The organism is Lysinibacillus sp. RU7 (assembly GCF_057837305.1).
This window is the reverse complement of the sequence record NZ_JBYQFK010000033.1, coordinates 1-18,036: the sequence shown is the minus strand read 5'-3', so window position 1 is coordinate 18,036 and position 18,036 is coordinate 1. Positions and strand designations below refer to the sequence as shown.

The 18,036-nt window shown below is 35.1% G+C and carries 22 protein-coding genes; 13 read left to right on the top strand and 9 right to left on the bottom strand.

Features of this window, described 5'->3' with window-relative positions:
- Nucleotides 1-8: 8 nt before the first annotated feature.
- The 7 genes from AC3II9_RS18905 to AC3II9_RS18875 all read left to right on the top strand — a co-directional run bounded on the left by AC3II9_RS18905 (nucleotide 9) and on the right by AC3II9_RS18875 (nucleotide 6,613).
- Entirely contained in the window at nucleotides 9-725 is a 717-nt protein-coding gene (locus tag AC3II9_RS18905; protein WP_489157943.1) for an amino acid ABC transporter permease, read from the top strand.
- Nucleotides 726-1,284: 559 nt separating this feature from the next.
- Nucleotides 1,285-1,929 (top strand): alpha/beta hydrolase, encoded by a 645-nt coding sequence (locus tag AC3II9_RS18900; RefSeq protein ID WP_489157941.1) that lies wholly within the window; start codon nucleotides 1,285-1,287, stop codon nucleotides 1,927-1,929.
- Between the two features lie 600 nt (nucleotides 1,930-2,529).
- Nucleotides 2,530-3,891 carry a sensor histidine kinase gene (locus AC3II9_RS18895; protein ID WP_489157939.1) on the top strand — a complete coding sequence of 454 codons (1,362 nt, stop codon included), beginning with the start codon at nucleotides 2,530-2,532 and terminating at the stop codon, nucleotides 3,889-3,891.
- Nucleotides 3,892-3,905: 14 nt separating this feature from the next.
- Nucleotides 3,906-4,580, top strand: coding sequence for a response regulator transcription factor (locus AC3II9_RS18890; RefSeq protein WP_489157938.1), 675 nt, complete (start codon nucleotides 3,906-3,908; stop codon nucleotides 4,578-4,580).
- Between the two features lie 31 nt (nucleotides 4,581-4,611).
- Nucleotides 4,612-5,139, top strand: coding sequence for a CueP family metal-binding protein (locus AC3II9_RS18885; protein WP_489157937.1), 528 nt, complete (start codon nucleotides 4,612-4,614; stop codon nucleotides 5,137-5,139).
- A 24-nt stretch (nucleotides 5,140-5,163) separates the two neighbouring features.
- Entirely contained in the window at nucleotides 5,164-5,898 is a 735-nt protein-coding gene (locus tag AC3II9_RS18880) for an urease accessory protein UreH domain-containing protein (RefSeq protein ID WP_489157936.1), read from the top strand.
- 85 nt (nucleotides 5,899-5,983) lie between these two features.
- Entirely contained in the window at nucleotides 5,984-6,613 is a 630-nt protein-coding gene (locus tag AC3II9_RS18875; RefSeq protein ID WP_489157935.1) for a DUF1541 domain-containing protein, read from the top strand.
- Between the two features lie 21 nt (nucleotides 6,614-6,634).
- Here the strand turns inward: AC3II9_RS18875 and AC3II9_RS18870 are convergent, their stop codons facing one another.
- The 6 genes from AC3II9_RS18870 to AC3II9_RS18845 all read right to left on the bottom strand — a co-directional run bounded on the left by AC3II9_RS18870 (nucleotide 6,635) and on the right by AC3II9_RS18845 (nucleotide 12,126).
- Nucleotides 6,635-7,006, bottom strand: a complete 372-nt coding sequence (locus AC3II9_RS18870) for a hypothetical protein (RefSeq protein ID WP_489157933.1) — start codon at nucleotides 7,004-7,006, stop codon at nucleotides 6,635-6,637.
- A 368-nt stretch (nucleotides 7,007-7,374) separates the two neighbouring features.
- Nucleotides 7,375-7,701, bottom strand: coding sequence for a hypothetical protein (locus AC3II9_RS18865; RefSeq protein WP_489157932.1), 327 nt, complete (start codon nucleotides 7,699-7,701; stop codon nucleotides 7,375-7,377).
- Between the two features lie 985 nt (nucleotides 7,702-8,686).
- Nucleotides 8,687-9,946, bottom strand: a complete 1,260-nt coding sequence (locus AC3II9_RS18860; RefSeq protein ID WP_489157931.1) for an MFS transporter — start codon at nucleotides 9,944-9,946, stop codon at nucleotides 8,687-8,689.
- A gap of 100 nt (nucleotides 9,947-10,046) precedes the next feature.
- A complete protein-coding gene (locus AC3II9_RS18855) occupies nucleotides 10,047-10,700 on the bottom strand; it encodes a TetR/AcrR family transcriptional regulator (RefSeq protein ID WP_489157929.1) in 654 nt (217 codons plus the stop codon).
- A gap of 228 nt (nucleotides 10,701-10,928) precedes the next feature.
- Nucleotides 10,929-11,315: a hypothetical protein gene (locus AC3II9_RS18850; protein WP_489157927.1), complete on the bottom strand. Its 387-nt coding sequence runs from the start codon at nucleotides 11,313-11,315 to the stop codon at nucleotides 10,929-10,931.
- Nucleotides 11,316-11,529: 214 nt separating this feature from the next.
- Nucleotides 11,530-12,126, bottom strand: a complete 597-nt coding sequence (locus AC3II9_RS18845; RefSeq protein WP_489157926.1) for a class I SAM-dependent methyltransferase — start codon at nucleotides 12,124-12,126, stop codon at nucleotides 11,530-11,532.
- Between the two features lie 250 nt (nucleotides 12,127-12,376).
- Between AC3II9_RS18845 and AC3II9_RS18840 the strand changes: the two genes are divergently transcribed.
- From AC3II9_RS18840 to AC3II9_RS18830, 3 genes are read left to right on the top strand one after another with little or no spacing between them, the layout of a single operon-like run.
- Nucleotides 12,377-12,742, top strand: a complete 366-nt coding sequence (locus AC3II9_RS18840) for a DUF2089 domain-containing protein (RefSeq protein ID WP_489157924.1) — start codon at nucleotides 12,377-12,379, stop codon at nucleotides 12,740-12,742.
- A gap of 13 nt (nucleotides 12,743-12,755) precedes the next feature.
- A complete protein-coding gene (locus AC3II9_RS18835) occupies nucleotides 12,756-13,145 on the top strand; it encodes an SHOCT-like domain-containing protein (RefSeq protein WP_489157923.1) in 390 nt (129 codons plus the stop codon).
- A gap of 10 nt (nucleotides 13,146-13,155) precedes the next feature.
- Nucleotides 13,156-13,437 carry a hypothetical protein gene (locus AC3II9_RS18830; RefSeq protein WP_489157921.1) on the top strand — a complete coding sequence of 94 codons (282 nt, stop codon included), beginning with the start codon at nucleotides 13,156-13,158 and terminating at the stop codon, nucleotides 13,435-13,437.
- A gap of 358 nt (nucleotides 13,438-13,795) precedes the next feature.
- Here the strand turns inward: AC3II9_RS18830 and AC3II9_RS18825 are convergent, their stop codons facing one another.
- From AC3II9_RS18825 to AC3II9_RS18815, 3 genes are all read right to left on the bottom strand, one after another.
- Nucleotides 13,796-13,945, bottom strand: coding sequence for a TRIC cation channel family protein (locus AC3II9_RS18825; RefSeq protein WP_489158001.1), 150 nt, complete (start codon nucleotides 13,943-13,945; stop codon nucleotides 13,796-13,798).
- 35 nt (nucleotides 13,946-13,980) lie between these two features.
- Nucleotides 13,981-14,247, bottom strand: coding sequence for a CPCC family cysteine-rich protein (locus AC3II9_RS18820; protein WP_489157919.1), 267 nt, complete (start codon nucleotides 14,245-14,247; stop codon nucleotides 13,981-13,983).
- Between the two features lie 346 nt (nucleotides 14,248-14,593).
- Nucleotides 14,594-16,207, bottom strand: coding sequence for a glycosyl hydrolase family 18 protein (locus AC3II9_RS18815; RefSeq protein ID WP_489157917.1), 1,614 nt, complete (start codon nucleotides 16,205-16,207; stop codon nucleotides 14,594-14,596).
- Nucleotides 16,208-16,450: 243 nt separating this feature from the next.
- On the opposite strand from AC3II9_RS18815, the gene AC3II9_RS18810 reads away from it, so the two are divergent.
- The 3 genes from AC3II9_RS18810 to AC3II9_RS18800 all read left to right on the top strand — a co-directional run bounded on the left by AC3II9_RS18810 (nucleotide 16,451) and on the right by AC3II9_RS18800 (nucleotide 17,905).
- Nucleotides 16,451-16,756: a hypothetical protein gene (locus AC3II9_RS18810; RefSeq protein ID WP_489157915.1), complete on the top strand. Its 306-nt coding sequence runs from the start codon at nucleotides 16,451-16,453 to the stop codon at nucleotides 16,754-16,756.
- Between the two features lie 141 nt (nucleotides 16,757-16,897).
- A complete protein-coding gene (locus AC3II9_RS18805; RefSeq protein ID WP_489157913.1) occupies nucleotides 16,898-17,392 on the top strand; it encodes an LURP-one-related/scramblase family protein in 495 nt (164 codons plus the stop codon).
- A gap of 108 nt (nucleotides 17,393-17,500) precedes the next feature.
- A complete protein-coding gene (locus AC3II9_RS18800; RefSeq protein ID WP_489157999.1) occupies nucleotides 17,501-17,905 on the top strand; it encodes a PH domain-containing protein in 405 nt (134 codons plus the stop codon).
- The last annotated feature ends 131 nt before the right edge of the window (nucleotides 17,906-18,036 follow it).

Sequence of the window (18,036 nt, the reverse complement as noted above, 5' to 3'; positions counted from 1 at the left end):
GAATAAAATTGACCGTTTTTAATTGGCAATTTGCGCTTGAACATGTCCCCGAGGTGTTAAAAGGGGTTCCGATTACATTACTGATTGCCATCGTTGCGATTTTAATCGGCTCAGCTCTTGGGCTTGCGATGGCGTTAGCCCGTATATATAAAGTGCGTGTTTTACATGAAGTGGTAGCAGTCTTCGTGTCATTTATCCGAGGCACGCCATTACTAGTGCAATTGTATGTCTTTTTTTATGGCGTACCGGTCGTAGTCGATTGGTTAAACGAATCATGGGCACTTGGCTGGGATGCACATAGTGTCTCACCGCTATTTTATGCATTTGTCGTATATTCGCTGAATGCAGCGGCATACACGACGGAAATTTTCCGTGCTTCAATCAATTCGATTCCAGGGGGGCAAATGGAAGCTTGCCATAGTGTGGGCATGACAACATGGCAAGGCTTGCGTCGCGTAATTTTCCCGCAAATGATTATTATGGCGTTACCGAATATGGGGAATATTTTTATTAACCTCATCAAATCAACATCATTAGCCTTCGCAGTAAAAGTAGTAGAAATTTTAGCTATTTCAAAAATGCTAGCGAACCAAGGCTATAATTTCTTAGAAATGTACTTAGTAGCAGCGGTTGTTTATTGGGTGATTTGTATACTACTTGAAGTGCTGTTCCATGTTACAGAAAAACGTTTAAGCCTATATAAAAAGAAAGAAATTACAGTGTGATCATGAAGAGCTACCGAACACAGGTAGCTCTTTTGCATTCGTAAAATCGTAACTTGGTGGTATAGAGTGCTAAAATATGGGCTGTGTTATTATAAATGAGTAATGAAAAAGAATTACATATTTGTGGTGCGATACTACAGCTATTCTTGTTTAAGAAGGGAATAAAGTGATTTAATTCCCAAAAAATGATAACAAGTATAACCCCCGTTCATGATTTAGGGTGGGATTAAAAATAACGGCTACAGTAAAGCTTCACGAGATTTCTTCATTTGAAAGGGAATGATAAACTTTGAGCTTAAACAAAGAGAGTATTTATACGGGAATTAACACGCGTTCTTTTTATCAAACACCAGGAGGTAGAGTATTTAATTCAATAGAGGAGCTGAATCAAGAGTATGACATCGATGCAAGTGTATCTAATTTCAACTCCATAGGAAAATGGTTTGCAAGCGAGAGTGCTAGTGCTCGGGAAGAACTGGACTGCACGCTAGACATTCCGTATGGACCTACAATAGCTGAAAGACTAGATGTTTTTCACGGTGAGCCAGGAGGACCTGTCGTGGTGTTTCTTCACGGAGGCTATTGGCGAACGCTTACAAGCAAAGAATTTAGTTTTGTCGCGCGAGGACTTGTGGCTCAAGGCGCTACAGTTATAATTCCTACATATGCTTTATGCCCTGCTGTTACAATCGATGAGATTGTTCGCCAGCATCGTGCAGCGATTACTTGGGCGTACAATCATGCTGCAGATTTCGGAGCAGACCCCAAACGATTAGTTGTCACAGGTCACTCTGCGGGTGCCCACGGAGTAGCAATGGTACTTGCAACGGATTGGGAAAATGATTATGGATTACCACCCGATATCATACGTGGTGGATGTGCGATTAGTGGACTATTTGATCTTCAACCCTTACCGTACACATTTGTGCAGCCTTACCTGCAGCTGACTGGGGACCAAATTTTGCGCAATAGCCCGATTCTTAATTTACCCAAATTTGCTCCACCACTACTAGTAACAAGAGGTGGTAAGCAGACTTCCGAGTTCCTGCGCCAGTCGGATGACTTCTACGCTGCCTGGAAATCAGCGGGTCTTCCGGGCGAGTATTGGATTCAACCGGAGTGTAATCACTTCGATGAGTTGGTTCCACTCACTAAATCCGACAGTGAACTTACGAATAAAATAATTCAACTAGCTATCGACTGAGCGACCTAGAGATAAAGAGCAATGTCATGAATGGATGATGCATTCATTGTGAAATAAAAATGAATGTTGTTAAGCTAATTCAACTTTCAATAAACGGACCCGATTGTAGAGCACCACTTTAGAAAATGATGAACCTTTTTTATAAAAGTCTCATGCTGAACTAAAATGAAAACCTCCATTTTGATCTTTTACAAAATGGAGGTTTTGCATTTGGTGTTAAATAAGGAGTGGATAAAATTTTTCACTTGAATTTTGTTACAAACCAACATGACCTGATACTATGTCAAGAAAATGGACAGGGAAAATTGAGATTTTGCTTTCAAGCTAAGTGCGTTACCGTTTGTGAGGTTAAAAGGGGTTAATTATATGGTCTTCGTTTTCTGTGAAGTTTTGAAATATTGCTTTTCGTATGCAATGGGCGACAAAACCTTAGAATCCAGCTTAATTCTAAGGTTTTTAAGCTTTAAATTGCGTCTTTTATATGATTAAACTAATAAGACTTTAATGATGAAACGAAATAAATAAAAGGTAATTTAAATATCTGCATAATTTTTTCATATTTATTGTTTATACTTTTTTCTGAGAGGGGCGAATTCTTAGTTGAATAAAATCTCTACAAAATTAGCAACATACTTTTTTATTGTTGTCCTAATATTAGAGTTATTTCTTATGTATTATCTTCATCAAAATATGATTAATACAAGAGTTGAGGAAGAATTTTCATTATTACTAGCAAATGGCGCAAATCATCGTGATGTGCTTGTTGAAAATTTTACAGATATGACAATAAAACATATCATTTTGATGGAAAAAAATGAAAATAGAGAAGTGGCAATTACAAATAGTACAGGTGACATCATTAATAGTTCTGATCGATCTTACATGTTGCTAGAAGAGTACAACCTTTTAATCAACGATCTTAATAATAAAAAAGATGAAGTTATAGTTTCAGATTGGAGAAGATCCCCTTATATTGTGAGCGCGCACCCTTATAAAGTGAGTAAAAATCAATCTGGCTATGTCCTCATGTTTCAAAGCACAAATTCTATGAATCAAATGGTTAATAGTATGAATCTACATTTTGTTATCTCAGGAGTGACAATTTTTATTGTGCTATTTATTGTATACGCAATATTATCTAAAGTTTTGACAAGACCATTAATACGTATGAAAGAGGCTACTGAGAAATTAAGTAAAGGTGATTTTAATGTTAGCTTACCTATATTGGGGAAAGATGAAATTGGTGAATTATCAAGTTCCATTCAGAAGTTAGCTAATGATTTACAACATTTCAAAAGTGAGCGTAATGAATTTCTTGCATCTATTGCACATGAATTAAGTACACCATTAACCTATTTAATTGGTTATTCGAAAGTAGCTATGAGAAAAGAGTTAAGTGAGGGAGAACGAAATCACTATCTTGAAATCATTGGTGAAGAGTCAGAGCGAATGAAGAATTTAGTGAAAAATTTATTAGATTTAGCGAGGATTGATGAAACTTCATTTACGATATCTAAACAATACTTTTGGGCTCGTCCATTTTTTGAAAATATTTATAAACTTGTTGCACCTTCATATGAAACAAAAAAAATGAAACTAAACCTTGTTTGTGAAAAAGACTTCCAAATATACGCTGATTCCATTCGATTGGAACAAATTATGCTAAATCTATTGGACAATGCTTTGAAGTATTCAGATGAAAATTCGGAGGTTACTATAGAGGCCTATAATAAAGAAAGAGAAACGATTATTTCTGTAACGGATACAGGAATTGGGATTCCATCAGATGAACTGGAGTTTATTTTTGAAAAACTATACCGCGTGGAAAAATCAAGGTCACGTATATATGGTGGCTCGGGAATTGGACTTGCTGTTGTGAAAGAATTAGTAGAGGCTCATGATGGTACCATTAATGTTAAAAGTAAAGTAGGAGAAGGGAGCATATTTACAATAACGTTATAGTCGGAGGTTTGATGATGCAAACAATTCTTTTAGTTGATGATGAACAAAGGATGTTGGATTTAGTTGAATTATTTCTAATCCCTCAAGGATATACGTGTATTAAGGAAACGAGCGCCAAACATGCAATCGAAATACTAAAAAAAGAAAAAGTGCACCTGGTTTTACTAGATGTCATGATGCCTGAAATAGACGGATGGGAGGTATGTAAGTCCATTCGGAAATTTTCAAATGTGCCTATTATTATGCTTACTGCAAGAACCAATAAAATAGATTTAGTCAAAGGTTTGAATACAGGAGCAGATGACTATATTACAAAACCATTTGATGAAAGGGAATTGGTCGCAAGAGTAAATGCATTATTACGACGTACTTCTGATGAAACGAGTAAGACCTCCGTAGCTTACAATGATTATATTTTAGACACGGAAACGTATTCTTTGAAGTATTTGGAAAGAACGGTTCAACTTACATTGAAGGAATTTTATATTATGAAAGCATTAATTTCTAGACCTACTAAAACATATACACGCGAGGAATTACTACAGATTGCCTGGGAATATGAGACAGAGACAGATAACAGAACTGTGGATTCTCATATTCGGAATTTGAGAGAGAAACTTAAAAAAGCAGGATTTCCAACAGAGGAATTTCTAATAACGGTTTGGGGAATCGGTTATAAATGGAGTTAAATTTTTATTATAAAATTTGAGGTGAATACAAATGAAAAAGCTTGTTGTAACTTTATTTGCTGCAATGACATTAGTGGCTTGTAATGGGGAAAGTACAAATGAAGAAAATGTTTCTGTAAAAATTGAAACAGAGGATATTAAAGAGATGGTTCACAATTACAGTGTACGTAATACCGAAGCCAAATCTGCTTCTATCACATCTCAGGAATTAATTGTGAGTGACGACGGAACCGAGACAATTTATGAACTACCAGAAGACGAGTTTTTTGTTTCGATTGCCCCTTACATAAATGAAACACATCCTTGCGAAAACCACAGCTTAACAGGCTGTCAAGGTGAATTGGGGAATGAACAATTTAACGTATATATTGAAGATACAGAAGGAAACGTAATAGTGGATGAAATATTACAAACACAAGCAAACGGATTTATCGACTTGTGGCTACCACGTAATCAAACATACCAAATAAAAATTGAACATGAGGGGAAAATGGTTAAGTCTGAGTTTTCTACATTTGAAAACGACGGCACTTGTATTACAACGATGCAGTTAATTTAATAAGAAAATGCAGGTGTTTCATAAATGTATAGTGTATTGTCTGAGATTAGCCAAACAATAACAGGACCAATTTCTATATTTTTAAATTCATATGCACACTCTCCCATGATTGTCACACTCCTTTTAGGATTAATTGGTGCGGTTGCTCCATGCCAAATAACTGGAAATGTGAGTGCCATCACTTTATATGGTCATCGTACTATTCAAATGGAAAACAATTGGGGAGAAATACTTGCCTTTATTATGGGGAAAGTTGCTGTTTATACGTCAATAGGATTGTTAGGATGGATTTTTGGACAACCATTTGAGACACAGATAAATGAATACTTTCCGATATTTCGTAAAATAATTGGTCCATTATTAATCATTACAGGACTTGTACTTTTAGGCATTGTAAAATTAAAGTTTATAAATCGTTTAACGATGCATCTTCCTATGCGCTTTAAAGGAGGAAAGTTAGGATCCTTTTTACTTGGATCGAGCTTCGCCATTGCTTTCTGTCCAACGATGTTTGTTCTCTTTTTTGTCTGGTTAATGCCTATAGTTCTAGCCACTTCTTATGGACTGGTACTACCAGTAATCTTTGGTGTTGCGACATCTATTCCCCTTATCATCATATTAGCATTAATTTGGTTCTTTGATGTAAAAGGGTTCATTATGAAAAAAAGTGTGAAAGTAGGGGGAACGATTCAAAGGTTGGCAGGAGTTATTTTGATTATCCTAGGTATTTTTGATGCCATTATATATTGGGGGATATAAAAAATACTTATCTGCATAATTTTTGCATATTCAAAGTTTATAATGGGTGGCAGTTAATCGAAATGAGCTTATTAGGAGGATTAGAATGGTAGCTAAAAAAATAATGAGTACGATGTTGTTATCTGCCTCATTAACACTTGCTGCATGTGCAGAAAATACGGAAGAAACGTTGCAAAATGAAACAACTCAAGAAGAGAGAAGTGCAATGACAAATCATAACATGGGGAGCGTAGAAGAAACACAAAATCATGAACCCATGAATGGAATGGACCATTCTAACATGAATCATTCTAGTTCAGGTGAAATTCCAGACGGGCTAAAAGCAGCTGAGAATCCGACATTCCCTGTTGGAAGTAAAGGAATAATCCAATCAGAACATATGGGAGGCATGAAGGGGGCTGAAGCAACGGTTGTAGGTGCCTATAATACGACGGTATATACCGTCTCTTACACACCAACGATGGGCGGAGAACCAATTACAAATCATAAGTGGGTTATTCACGAAGAATTAGAGGGTGTAGCCGAGGCTCCTTTAGAACCGGGAACAGAGGTAAAGATGAATGCAGATCATATGGAAGGGATGCACGGGGCAACTGCCACGATTGATTCAGCAGAAGAAACGACTGTTTATATGGTGGATTTTACTTCTATAACAGGTGAGCAAATAACAAATCATAAATGGGTAACAGAGAGCGAATTATCAGCAATTGAATAAAGTGAAGTTTTCGGATCCCATTTACATCTTTGATATTCCATAGCTAAAAATACAAAGTAATAAACTGATAATGGTTAAGCCAGCAACTGGAATAGCAAAAACTTTATTGTTTTTAAATTCATAGACTGCTGTGATTGCACCTGCGACGCATAACGCCAACCATATAGGTATAAACACAGCATCCGCAATATTTGTTGGTAACAGGGCATAACCACTCACTAAGTAAAATACCCAGTGCAAAACCAACAGTCCTACTATTACATAAGAGGTTTTTCGAGGTGAGTTTCCTTTCTTGTCTTTTCTCACAGCTATAAATGCAGGAATGATAAACGTTAAAAATGCAATAATGCCAACAACCATTAAAATTAGTAATGAAATGCCAATGATGACCACTCCCTTTTACAATACTTCATTGTGTAATCTGACTTATTTTACAATAAAAGGTTGCATTTCGCGATTGTTGAACACAAATTAAAACAGTATACTGCCCAAAGCGTGATTGACGTATTTTTTGAAATAAAGCATTCGTTAAAATTTCTATATAGATTACTTACAACTCCTAGTTACTCATATAGAAAATATATTAGCTTATGTATGATTTATTATTTTTGAAGTAATACAACGTATCAATCACTAAGAAAATGAGAGGCACGCCTACCGAAACGGTCATGTTTATGAATTCTGTTAATTTTAGTATTATTCCAATTATGTAGAACGACATTACCCTTGAAAAAGCTAAAAGTAGAATGGAAAAGACATTTTCACCTAACATATACTCCAATAACTTTTTCAAAAATATTATCAATTGTAAGCCAATAAATTAGGAAGGAAATCCCGATTAATAACAGTTGATTGGTAGTTAGATTTAATGAAAATATTTTATCAATCACACTTGTAGAACCAATTATTATAAACAGAAAAAATGCAAATACGGATGTGATAATTACTGAAAATATAGCTGAAACAATTGCTAAGGTTATTAAACTGTCTTTTTTTTCTTCTTTTTTGTTTTCATGGCGAACAAACCAAAATAATAGGAGAAACGAAATAAGAAAAATTGCAGCTAAAAATATTGAGATTTTCAACATACTTAATCATCCATTCCATTTTAAATTAATACATTAGTAATGCTATTTTAATTGAGGGAATATTTACCGATACATCTCACCTTACATACGTTTTAAAATGGGGAAAGTTTCTATTTTCCGAAAACCTGTCGCTTTATCAATCAAAAAATTGAAATTGAAGCATGGGAAAATATGATGAAGGGCGTTTATCCATATAGTAGTGAAATTATGACTGACAATGGTATGCATAACTTAGTATTTAATGATGAATCATCTCAAACATCCTTAAAAATGTTAACGTATGTTCCTAATTAAAACTGATTCTGCGAGTAGAAGCTTATAGATAAAAGCGAGCCCTCAAAAATTTCATGATGGCTCGCTTTATTTTTGGTATTTAGTAAATCAAGGCACTCCACGATACGGCAGTAATGCCTCTTCTTCGATTTGCGTAGAACGGAAAAGTTTTGCGAAAATGCTCGACTTTTTTGTAAAGTTTATCGCCCCTCGTTTAGTTTATTTGTCCGAGTGTTCGAAGTGAGGGGTACTACGCGTTAGGCATTTAGTTTTTTTAGGGTAGTAGGATATTCCGAGTACACACGGCGTTCTTTAAATGAATGCTTTTCGCCGTTAATGAATATTGTTGGCACGAGCTTCACATCACGCTCAATGGCTTCCTAATGTAAGTCATATTTTGTGACAAGCAGTTGTTTGAGTTCGGTACTATTGTAAGGAGTCTACTCATCTTATGTAGCAAATAGATCATCGATGATTTCGAATGCAAGTGTTGGGTTATCGTATTCTAAGCAGAGATGAATTAAGATTAGCTACATGATAAAACGCTAACTTTAAGGGGAAGGGGCTAATACTTAATAACATTTGCGAATTGAATTTCCTTTACATTTTATACTTAACAACCGAACCCATTATTATTTTGATTCATCTTTATTCCAAACGATTGCTTCTGTAGGCAGTAAAATCAAATCATGTATACTACTTTGCTTTTTCGTTATTCATTTGCTACACGTAACTGTTTCGATTTGAGTTTAGACAGGTACTGTTTTGTCAAAAGCCCTAAAAATAATTCTACAATAATCGCAAAAAAGACAATGAGATAAACTTGATTTGAAAAACGATCAAACAAAATACCGTACAAAGACTGCCCAAGTGGATAAGAACACATCACAATTGCCCCTATCATAGCACTTACTTTCCCAAGCATTTCATTTGGCGTTTCACTTTGAATAAATGTTTGTGCAAAAATCGAAAAAATCCCAACAGAGGCTAAGCATAAAAAAGCACTTATACAAATTACAACGTAAGTAAACATGGGATGCACGTTTAGACCTGATACAATGGCTATGGGTAATAGAACGATTCCACCTAATAAAATAAATATATAAGCGTTATAAATAGTGTATTTTTTTGCTACTAAGCCAATTAAAAGCCCTGCTGCAATAGATCCGATTGCTAAGAAGCTTTCTGCAATACCATATAGTTGTGAACTCAAGCCAAGTTGTACTTTTATAATATAAGGTAAACCAATCATGATCATTGATGAAAAAAATAAATTTATTCCTGCAATTACTAATAAAATTTTAAATACAATCGGATTATCCTTTCTAATAAATTGAAGTGCTTGCTTTAAATCACTAAAAACTGTATTAAATATCTTCCCATTTGATGCTTGCTTCACAAAAGGAATATGAATAAACGCTTCTAATGCTGCTGATATACCAAATGCAAATGCACTGACTATAATAATCACTTTTAAGTCAAAAAAACCATACAGCATGCCACCTAAAATAGGTCCTAAAAAGTTTGCTAAAGCGTTCACTTGCACTACAATGCCATTTGCTTGCAACAAATGATTGCTATCTACCATGATAGGAACACTTGATTGTACAGCAGGTTGATATATTGATTGAATAATAGAAAGAATAATCATCATGCTCGCTACTAACAAAATAATATGGTCACTCCCGATTTGTGTGACAAATAAGATACACACTAAGGAAGTTATAACATCCAAACAAACCATGATATTTCTTCGATTCACACGATCTGCTAATACACCACCAATAGGGGATAACAAAATGGTCGGAACCATTGAAATTGCCAAAATACTCCCGAAAGCAGTAGCTGATCCTGTTATGTCCAACACATGCAGCGATAAAGAAAAACGCAAAATTGAATTTCCAAACAAAGATATAATCTGCCCAATAATTAATAAAGTAAAATCTTTTTTAAACAAGTCATGCTGCTTCATATAAATTCGTTCCTCCTATTCTTTTTCAAATGACAACGCATCAAACCGACTGACGGTATGTAAATGTTCAAGAGAAAACCGCCTTTACAAAGGCAGTGTATTATTTGTGTATGTTGTTTAAATAACGATGTAAGATAGCTAATACTTCTTCATCGATAAATGGTACGCCAATTTGATCAGTAAGCTGCTTAAAGTATAAGACTTTTCGTTTTAAATCATCCCCACTGTTCCCAATTATCATTGGATTGATCCAAACATTGATTAATAACAATATGACTTCACTAGCACTTCTACTATCTTCTACATGAATTGAACCATCTTTTTTTCCTTCCTCTATTAATTCTTGAAACAATGGTACGCCTCGTTTCATAGTACCATTTAAAATCATACTAACGAATTTAGGATTATCCGATAAAGAGCTTGCTATTGTATCAAATTGTTGCTTTTCAATACTTTCCAATTCGTTACAGAAGATTCTTTTTAATTTTTGTAAACCATTTAAATTCTCCGCCTCCTTAATCTTACTAAATACGTTTCTATCTTCAAATTTCTTATCCCCAATTGCCTCTAGAATTTCTTCTTTCGATTTAAAATGATGATAAATTGCACCTTTGCTCATTCCTAGTTCATTAATAATGTCTTGAATTGTAGTTTGTTCATACCCCTTTTTTAAAAATAGACGATACGAAATACTAAGAATTTGTTCAACTGTTTTTTCAGGATGTTTATTTCGAGCTATGTTTTCCGCCTCCATACATACTATTGGTATGTATGGAGGATATCACTTCACAACACATTTGTAAACAATAACCAAATAAATAGGTCTAATCTTTAATAAATATAAAAATTAAAAACTTCATCCCTTTAATTATTTAAAATTGTCTCTTTTACAAATCGCAAGTCATGTCTCCAATTTATTGAACCATCATTTTTCGTTATAATAACGACTAACCTCGGTAGCATAGTATATATATGTTGCCGATTAATAACTATTCCTACCTGTGATCCGTGATTTGATCATTTGATGCTGTTGTAGGCTTTTGCTTTCTTCTGTAAGCTTTTCTGTTCTTTCCTGCATTGCGCTCAGCTGCTGGGTGGATTCTAATGAAAGTAATTGGGTATTTTGTGCGAGATAGTCTTGGTTGAGTGTAATTTGCATCGCGCCGTTTTCATCGTCTTGTTGCATGTTGAAAAGCCCGGTTTGCATCATTTGCTGTAGGACGTTACTGAGCACTTCGACTTTATTGGCGAGTTCATCTGGTGGGGCGAGTGCTGTTGTGGCAGCGGGTGGTTGTTTGACGATATAGCCGTTTTCATCGATGCTGAGTAGGCGCTTGAGACCCTTTACTCGGTACTCGTCTTTCAGCAATAAAATCATCCGGAGCTTTAAGATCGACCGGAGATTCAGCCGAATGACCGTCGCAGTCGTTGGGTTGTCCGTCATATCATCGAAGATATAATGCTCAAACGGTTTAATATAGTAACGCAGCTGTGCGTCTGTTATGTCAAACCAGCCAGCTACTTCAGGTGTAGAATAAAACTTCTTTTCAATAATATCCGCTAGGTAGGGATCGGTATCAACCTCATTTCATCGCTTTAATACATATCCATTTTTTATTTGGATTTACATAACACTCTACTGTGTTAAACCCCATTGTTTTTAACAATTGCTCCATATCTTCCTGTGTTTTATAGGCTTTCATATGATAATTAATTTTGTATATCTCCGCAATAATGAAGAAACATCCTTCTTGTTTCAGGACTCTAAAAACTTCTTTTACACTGCTTTCTAAATCCGACCAAAAATAATGTGTTTGAAAAGCAGTGATAATAACAAAAGCGTTTTCTGGAAACGGAATGTCCGTTACACTTGCTTGTTGAATGTGTACTTTACCTGTTGCTACATCTAATTTATTCGCTCTTATAGAATCTTTCACTGCCTGTTCGGAATAATCGATCCCGTATATCTGCCCATCTGCATTCATTTTTGACAGTAATTGCAGTGTTTTTCCTCCACCACAGCCTACATCCAACATGACAGATTCTTTTCTCATGTTTATCTTCTCCAAAGCCCATTTGTTCATTTCAATATGAGCAGAGTTCATGATCTTTAACATAAATGAATCTAAAACTCCATTAGGGTTCTTAGCTTGTTCTATTAACTTATTAAGCAAATTCAACTCCTCCTTTCATTACCTCCACTTTTAATGTCACTTACTTCATACGATTGAAAAGGATATAAGTTCCATTTTTTGCTTGTTGTTTGACTGTTCTGGTGTCGGTTGAATCAATAATGAAAATGGGGAATCAATAAAATTGAAATTAAAATTAACATTATTTATTTTTGTGTTTGAAAAAATTAATTTTAATTATTTTTATTTTCAATTCCTTGTTGTATAATCAAATTAACTAAAAGGAAGGGATTTCATTATGGCTTATAAAGTAATCACAAATTGTCCTGTCTGCAGTAACACATTGAAAATTACAAAGTTGCATTGCTCTCATTGCCACACGACGATTGAAAATGAGTTTGAATTATCTAAGCTGGCATCCTTATCAAAGGATCAGCTTCATTTTGTAGAAGTATTTTTAACATGCAGAGGGAATATTAAAGAAGTTGAAAAGGAACTGGGGATTTCGTATCCAACAGTTCGAGGCAAGCTAACAGATATCATTTCAACCCTTGGATATGTGCAGAAGAATGACAATAAAGTAGACGAGAAAAAAGTTGTCACGATGTTGGAAAATGGCGAAATTACACCAGAAGAAGCCATTAAGCTTTTAAAAGAGGAATAGGGAGGCATTGATCATGAAAGAGGAAATTGCAAGAGTGTTAACGATGGTTCAAGAAGGGAAGCTTGATGCGGATAAGGCATCAGAACTGATTCAAGTATTAAAAGAGAAAGAAGAAATAGGTAATCAGTTTGTTGGAAAATCGACTAAATATTTAGATAAGACACTAAAAATTCGTGTCGTATCAGCTGAAAATGACAATGTCACGGTCAATTTACCGATAAAACTTGTCAAGGCAGTATTAGTGGCTGGACACAGCATCGCGGCGAGTATACCGCAATCGGCAGAATACGTGAAAGAGATAGATATGAGCCTTATTATTGAAGCAATCGAAAACGAGTTAGATGGCCAAATTGTTGATATTAAATCGGCAAACGGGGATACCGTTTCAATCATCATTGAGTAGTGATTTGCTGATGATGTATGTAAAAGTGAAAGCAAAGAACGTTCGGTTTACTATCCCAATTCCATATGCTATTTTAAACATTGTACTTTCAATTGTGTCTTCAACATTTTTTCAGCGAAGTGCAAACAAGTGGGCAAAAGAGCACTTCGAAAGAAAAAAATTGGACTTTACCTTTCCACGAATAGATAAAAAAACGCTAAAGCCTATCGTTAAGGAACTGAAAAACTATAAGGGAATGGTACTAGTAGATGTCAAAGCTAAGGACGGTACGGAGGTTAAGATTAGGCTATAATGCACCGACCACTGACTAGTATTTTAAAGAAAAGCCTAATTTCTCGTTTACAATACGAAGAAAATTAGGCTTTAATTATTTATAAGTAGCATACTTGAACACAGCAGCATGTTACTACTTATTTTTTAGGTTGCAGGGGAGTGGGAGCCGCCACTGAAATTGAATAGCAGATATCCGTAAAGTGATCACAACTAGGACGATTAGCGTTAATTCAAGAGGGGAGCTCCAGTCTAGCCAAAGGAAGCAAGCCCAATGGAATCAAAAAATAATACCATCGTCTCCAATGGTTAATCCATTTCAGTGGTATTAATACAATCAATGTCAGCGTCATAATCACGGTTAAGATGGTGGCATGGTCCTAAAGTTCAGTAATCGGGACCACAATAATCAAATTTCGAATGCCCCCTCCACTGAAAGCGGTGATAAAGCCGAGTGCATATACGCCAATAAAAGAAAATCTCGCTTCAAGCGCAACAAATGCGCCAGTTGCTGCAAAAATGAAACGTATTAAACAATCGCGCCATTTAGTTTAATACCGTTATTCTAAATAAACGATTTCCAATAAGGGTCTTTAATATCCTCTTCATTTGGTTTTCTTACATTTTCAACAAAGCATTCTTCTGATGCCCCAAATTTAATAAAATTCTTTTGTGCTTGCTTTAACGAAACTTCATTTGCTCCGCCTTCAGAATCTGGATTATAGAATTGAACTCCATCATCCTCCCAATAACAAATTCCACATATATAATAAGTATCTGGTGGCTCTTCAGGTAATGTTTTATAGCCACAACAAGGACAAGTATATTTCATATAATCTCTTCCCCCCTTTTCTAACTAAATCTTATCATGCTTCTTCAACTAAACTACGCCGTTAGTTGAAGAAAAAAAGCACACAAAGCTCGTTTGGGAACAATTTTTTGCTTAACGTTGTTAATCCTCATAAATCTGACGGGTCTCCTATTATAATGTTCAAAAAGGCAGCGGTTATTGACGATGCCTTTTATTGTGCTTTTTATAATGTTAAATACGGTTCGATTTTGATGCTAATTTCATTGTTATTTATGATGTTTATTTAAGTTTTGTACTTCTGAACCGAACTCGTTAATTCGATAAACAGATTTTATTTTTTCATCTGTCTACCTCATGGGGAGAGAACTTATTTTTTCATTGGAGATTTTTCTAAATCTTCACTTGCCCGATTTACCATCGCGGCCATTTGCCCTCTTTTAATATGATCGTTCGGATCAAATCCACCGTCTACTTTTCCTCTAATAATGCCTTTGCTGCTTAGTTTTAAAATATCTACATACGCCCAATGATCTTTTCGTACATCATAAAAAGGTGATTCCGTCGTATTATTTATTGGGTAATCTAAAACTCTTGATAGTATAGCTGTAAATTGGGCTCTTGTAATTTTGGCATTTGGTTCAAATCTGTTTGCACTCGTTCCGTTGACAATATTGTATTTATGTGCAATTTCAATAGCCCGTTTTGCCCAATGGTTCGTTGGCACATCCTTAAAGTAGTTCGGTACTGTTTCGTTTGTTTTGTTTAAACCGATTGCGTTTACGATGATAGAAATAGCTTGAGCTCTTGTTAAATCACCGTTTGGGTCAAACGTGTATTCGTTTTTGCCTTTAATCCAGCCTTTTCGGTAAAGGGACATAATATCATTTTCAGCCCAATGATTTTCTGAATCGATAAAATGATGCTGTCCATTTGCCCAAGCCGAATAAAAAGTCCATATTCCTGTATCTGCTTGAGTTAATTCCCAACTACCAGTTCCTCTTAAATTGTATTTTTCTACTAATCTTAATTTATATTTTAAAGATAAATCATTTTCGTACCATAGTGTATAATTCGCCGGTGTTAGTTTTTTTCCCTCAACATACGTGGGGGAATCACTGCTTTTAACTGTGAATTTAGCATAAGGCGATTTGGAAGCATCGTCAAAATAGTATTTTCCATTATGTTTATCCACAATACCTTTTACAGATTTATTCGGAACACTATAGCCCCCGATTTTCTCGCTATCTTTCCAAATTCGACCATAAAAAGGAAGGCCTAAAACGATTTTATTCGAATTTACTCCTTGTTTTAATAAATATTTAATCGAATTTTCAACAAAAGATAAACTCGAGACAGGACCAACCGGACCACCATTCCAGCTTTCATCATAGGCCATTACCATTAAGTAATCACTATACTCACTTAGTTTTAAATAATCATATGAACCATGCCATCCAATTGTCCATCCATTCGGATTTGCAGCAACCGCTATAGATACGGTTTTATCTTGAGGCATTTTCTCGCGTAATAATCGAATAAAATCTGTAAATGCTTCTTTATCTGTATAGTTTAAATTTTCAATATCGATATCGATCCCATCTAAATTATTTTTCACGATCGAATCCGCGAGTTGAGTGGATAACTTTTCTCGGTTTTGCATGGCGATTTGACCTAATTTACGATCAAAATGGTTAGAGATAAATGGCACTACTTTTAATCCCCGATTATGTAATTCTTTTATTAAACTCTGATCTATTAAAGATTTCAGACTGCCGTCAGCGTTTAACTCGTAAAATAAAGGGGTAGCCGTATTTAATGCACCTTGAGCTGAATCTATATTTTTTATGTAGGTATCAGTAGTTTCGCCATATAAATATGACATGTGGATGTCATTGACTGAGGCAACAGCACTAAATGGAGAAGCTAATAATGCAGTTACCATAGCGGGGACAAATAAATATTTTTTTAATTTATGCTTCATTATCATCTTCCTTTGTAATAGATTTTTAACGACATCATTATCTATTACTTTGGTTGACTATATCAATTATTAAAATATGGTTTCGTTGAGTTGATTTGGAAATTTGTGATATTAAGAGTTTCGTTGGAATTATCTTTCAAGTAGCGTAATCTTTTAGAAAATAATGTATGATAGTGTCAGAAAGTAAAATGCGGCGTATAGTTCTTGTTGAACAAAACTGTGTTTAATGCGGAGGTAGGGGTAGTGGTAAAATCTAATATTCTTATATTTAGCTGCCTGACTTTAGCGACTATATTCGGAATATTTGGTCAGGATATTGCTTATTTTATGAATGAAAATATGGCTTCAGTAGCACCTGTATATTATTTAACTATACTAACCGCTACAAGCGTTTTCTTGTATTTAGTCACAATTGTATTAACCTATATCGCCAGTAAAAAGAAAATATTTGATAAAAATAAAATCGGTGTATATTTCTTGGTCATTGGTTTTATAAGCATACTTACTTCTCTCTGGTCATTATTTGTTTTGGCCATGTGGTGGAGTTAATGAAACTAATTTTTATTTAGTAATAAAAGAATTGTATTTTGGTAAAGTATTAAAGTTCACTTGATCGATTAAGAAGAACCTTATAATAAAAGTATTTTTTATATGAAATCAATTCTTTAGCAAGTTACGAGGAGGGGTAATGTGAAGCAACTGTATATTAAACAGAAGGTGTTTAGTCTAAGCGGTAAATTTACGGTAAAGGACCAGCAGGAGAATGACGTTTATTACGTGGAGGGTAGTTTTCTGCAAATTCCAAAGACGTTTTCTATTATGAATGCTGCAAGGGAGGAAGTCGCCCTTATTACAAAAAAGGTGTTTAGCTTTTTACCGAAGTTTTTTGTTGAGGTGAATGGTCGAGAGGTGCTGACGATTAAGAAGGAGTTTTCGTTTTTGAAAGCACGCTATACGATTGATGCAGCAGGAATTGAGGTACAAGGGAACTGGTGGGATATGAATTTTCAGGTGTTACAGCATGGTGAAGTGATTGGGAAAGTGAGCAAGGAGTGGTTCACTTGGGGCGATAGCTATCAAGTTCAAATCATGGATGAACAAATGGAAACGATCATTATTTCCCTCGTGATCGCAATTGATTGTGTGAAAGCTGACCAAGCAGCAGCTTCTGCAGCGGCGACTTAACGTAGAGATATTTAATATAAAAGGCGGACGGATTTTATTGCCCAGTAATAGCTAGCGTTTTTTGTGAAATATTTGTACAAATATCGCAAGAAAGGTGTGCTTGACGTGATGGTTTATCATGCAAAAGTAGATATGTTTTCTACACTATTTATATTCTTAATGATTTGGATAATGGGGGCTATCACACTGCTTCCCCTCATAACATCATTATCAATTGTCATCATTATGTCTACGATGTTTCTCATTTCAGCCATTTGTGTATGGTGGTACGTCATTTCTGTGAAGTATGTTTTACATGAAGATTACCTATTAGTTAAAGGTGGACCATTTAAAATTAAAATTCTGTATCACAGTATAATAAAGGTTGCGCCAACGACAGATCGGTGGACTGGCTACCGAATTTCAGCATCTGATAAGGGAATGGAATTATTTTATAAGGCAGAAGCGCATCGCAGTATAAATGTTTTACAGATTTTCCGAACAGGAAAGCCTTTGCCTTTAGGCTTGGGATGAAAGTGAGGTCAGATAAGGAGCGCCAAAACCGGCGCTCTAATTATCTGAATTTTTAATGTATTTAAGTTGCAGTTTCATAATTGAACTGATACAATCGATATATGTTAAATGAATATAGAAGAACTAAAACA

Excerpts from the sequence above, each read along its gene's own strand:
- AC3II9_RS18890 (WP_489157938.1), top strand. The coding sequence starts at position 3,906 with ATGCAAACAATTCTTTTAGTTGATGATGAACAAAGGATGTTGGATTTA.
- AC3II9_RS18885 (WP_489157937.1), top strand. The coding sequence starts at position 4,612 with ATGAAAAAGCTTGTTGTAACTTTATTTGCTGCAATGACATTAGTGGCT.
- AC3II9_RS18880 (WP_489157936.1), top strand. The coding sequence starts at position 5,164 with ATGTATAGTGTATTGTCTGAGATTAGCCAAACAATAACAGGACCAATT.
- AC3II9_RS18875 (WP_489157935.1), top strand. The coding sequence starts at position 5,984 with ATGGTAGCTAAAAAAATAATGAGTACGATGTTGTTATCTGCCTCATTA.
- AC3II9_RS18865 (WP_489157932.1), bottom strand. The coding sequence starts at position 7,701 with ATGTTGAAAATCTCAATATTTTTAGCTGCAATTTTTCTTATTTCGTTT.
- AC3II9_RS18860 (WP_489157931.1), bottom strand. The coding sequence starts at position 9,946 with ATGAAGCAGCATGACTTGTTTAAAAAAGATTTTACTTTATTAATTATT.
- AC3II9_RS18855 (WP_489157929.1), bottom strand. The coding sequence starts at position 10,700 with ATGGAGGCGGAAAACATAGCTCGAAATAAACATCCTGAAAAAACAGTT.
- AC3II9_RS18840 (WP_489157924.1), top strand. The coding sequence starts at position 12,377 with ATGGCTTATAAAGTAATCACAAATTGTCCTGTCTGCAGTAACACATTG.
- AC3II9_RS18835 (WP_489157923.1), top strand. The coding sequence starts at position 12,756 with ATGAAAGAGGAAATTGCAAGAGTGTTAACGATGGTTCAAGAAGGGAAG.
- AC3II9_RS18830 (WP_489157921.1), top strand. The coding sequence starts at position 13,156 with ATGATGTATGTAAAAGTGAAAGCAAAGAACGTTCGGTTTACTATCCCA.
- AC3II9_RS18820 (WP_489157919.1), bottom strand. The coding sequence starts at position 14,247 with ATGAAATATACTTGTCCTTGTTGTGGCTATAAAACATTACCTGAAGAG.
- AC3II9_RS18815 (WP_489157917.1), bottom strand. The coding sequence starts at position 16,207 with ATGAAGCATAAATTAAAAAAATATTTATTTGTCCCCGCTATGGTAACT.
- AC3II9_RS18800 (WP_489157999.1), top strand. The coding sequence starts at position 17,501 with ATGGTTTATCATGCAAAAGTAGATATGTTTTCTACACTATTTATATTC.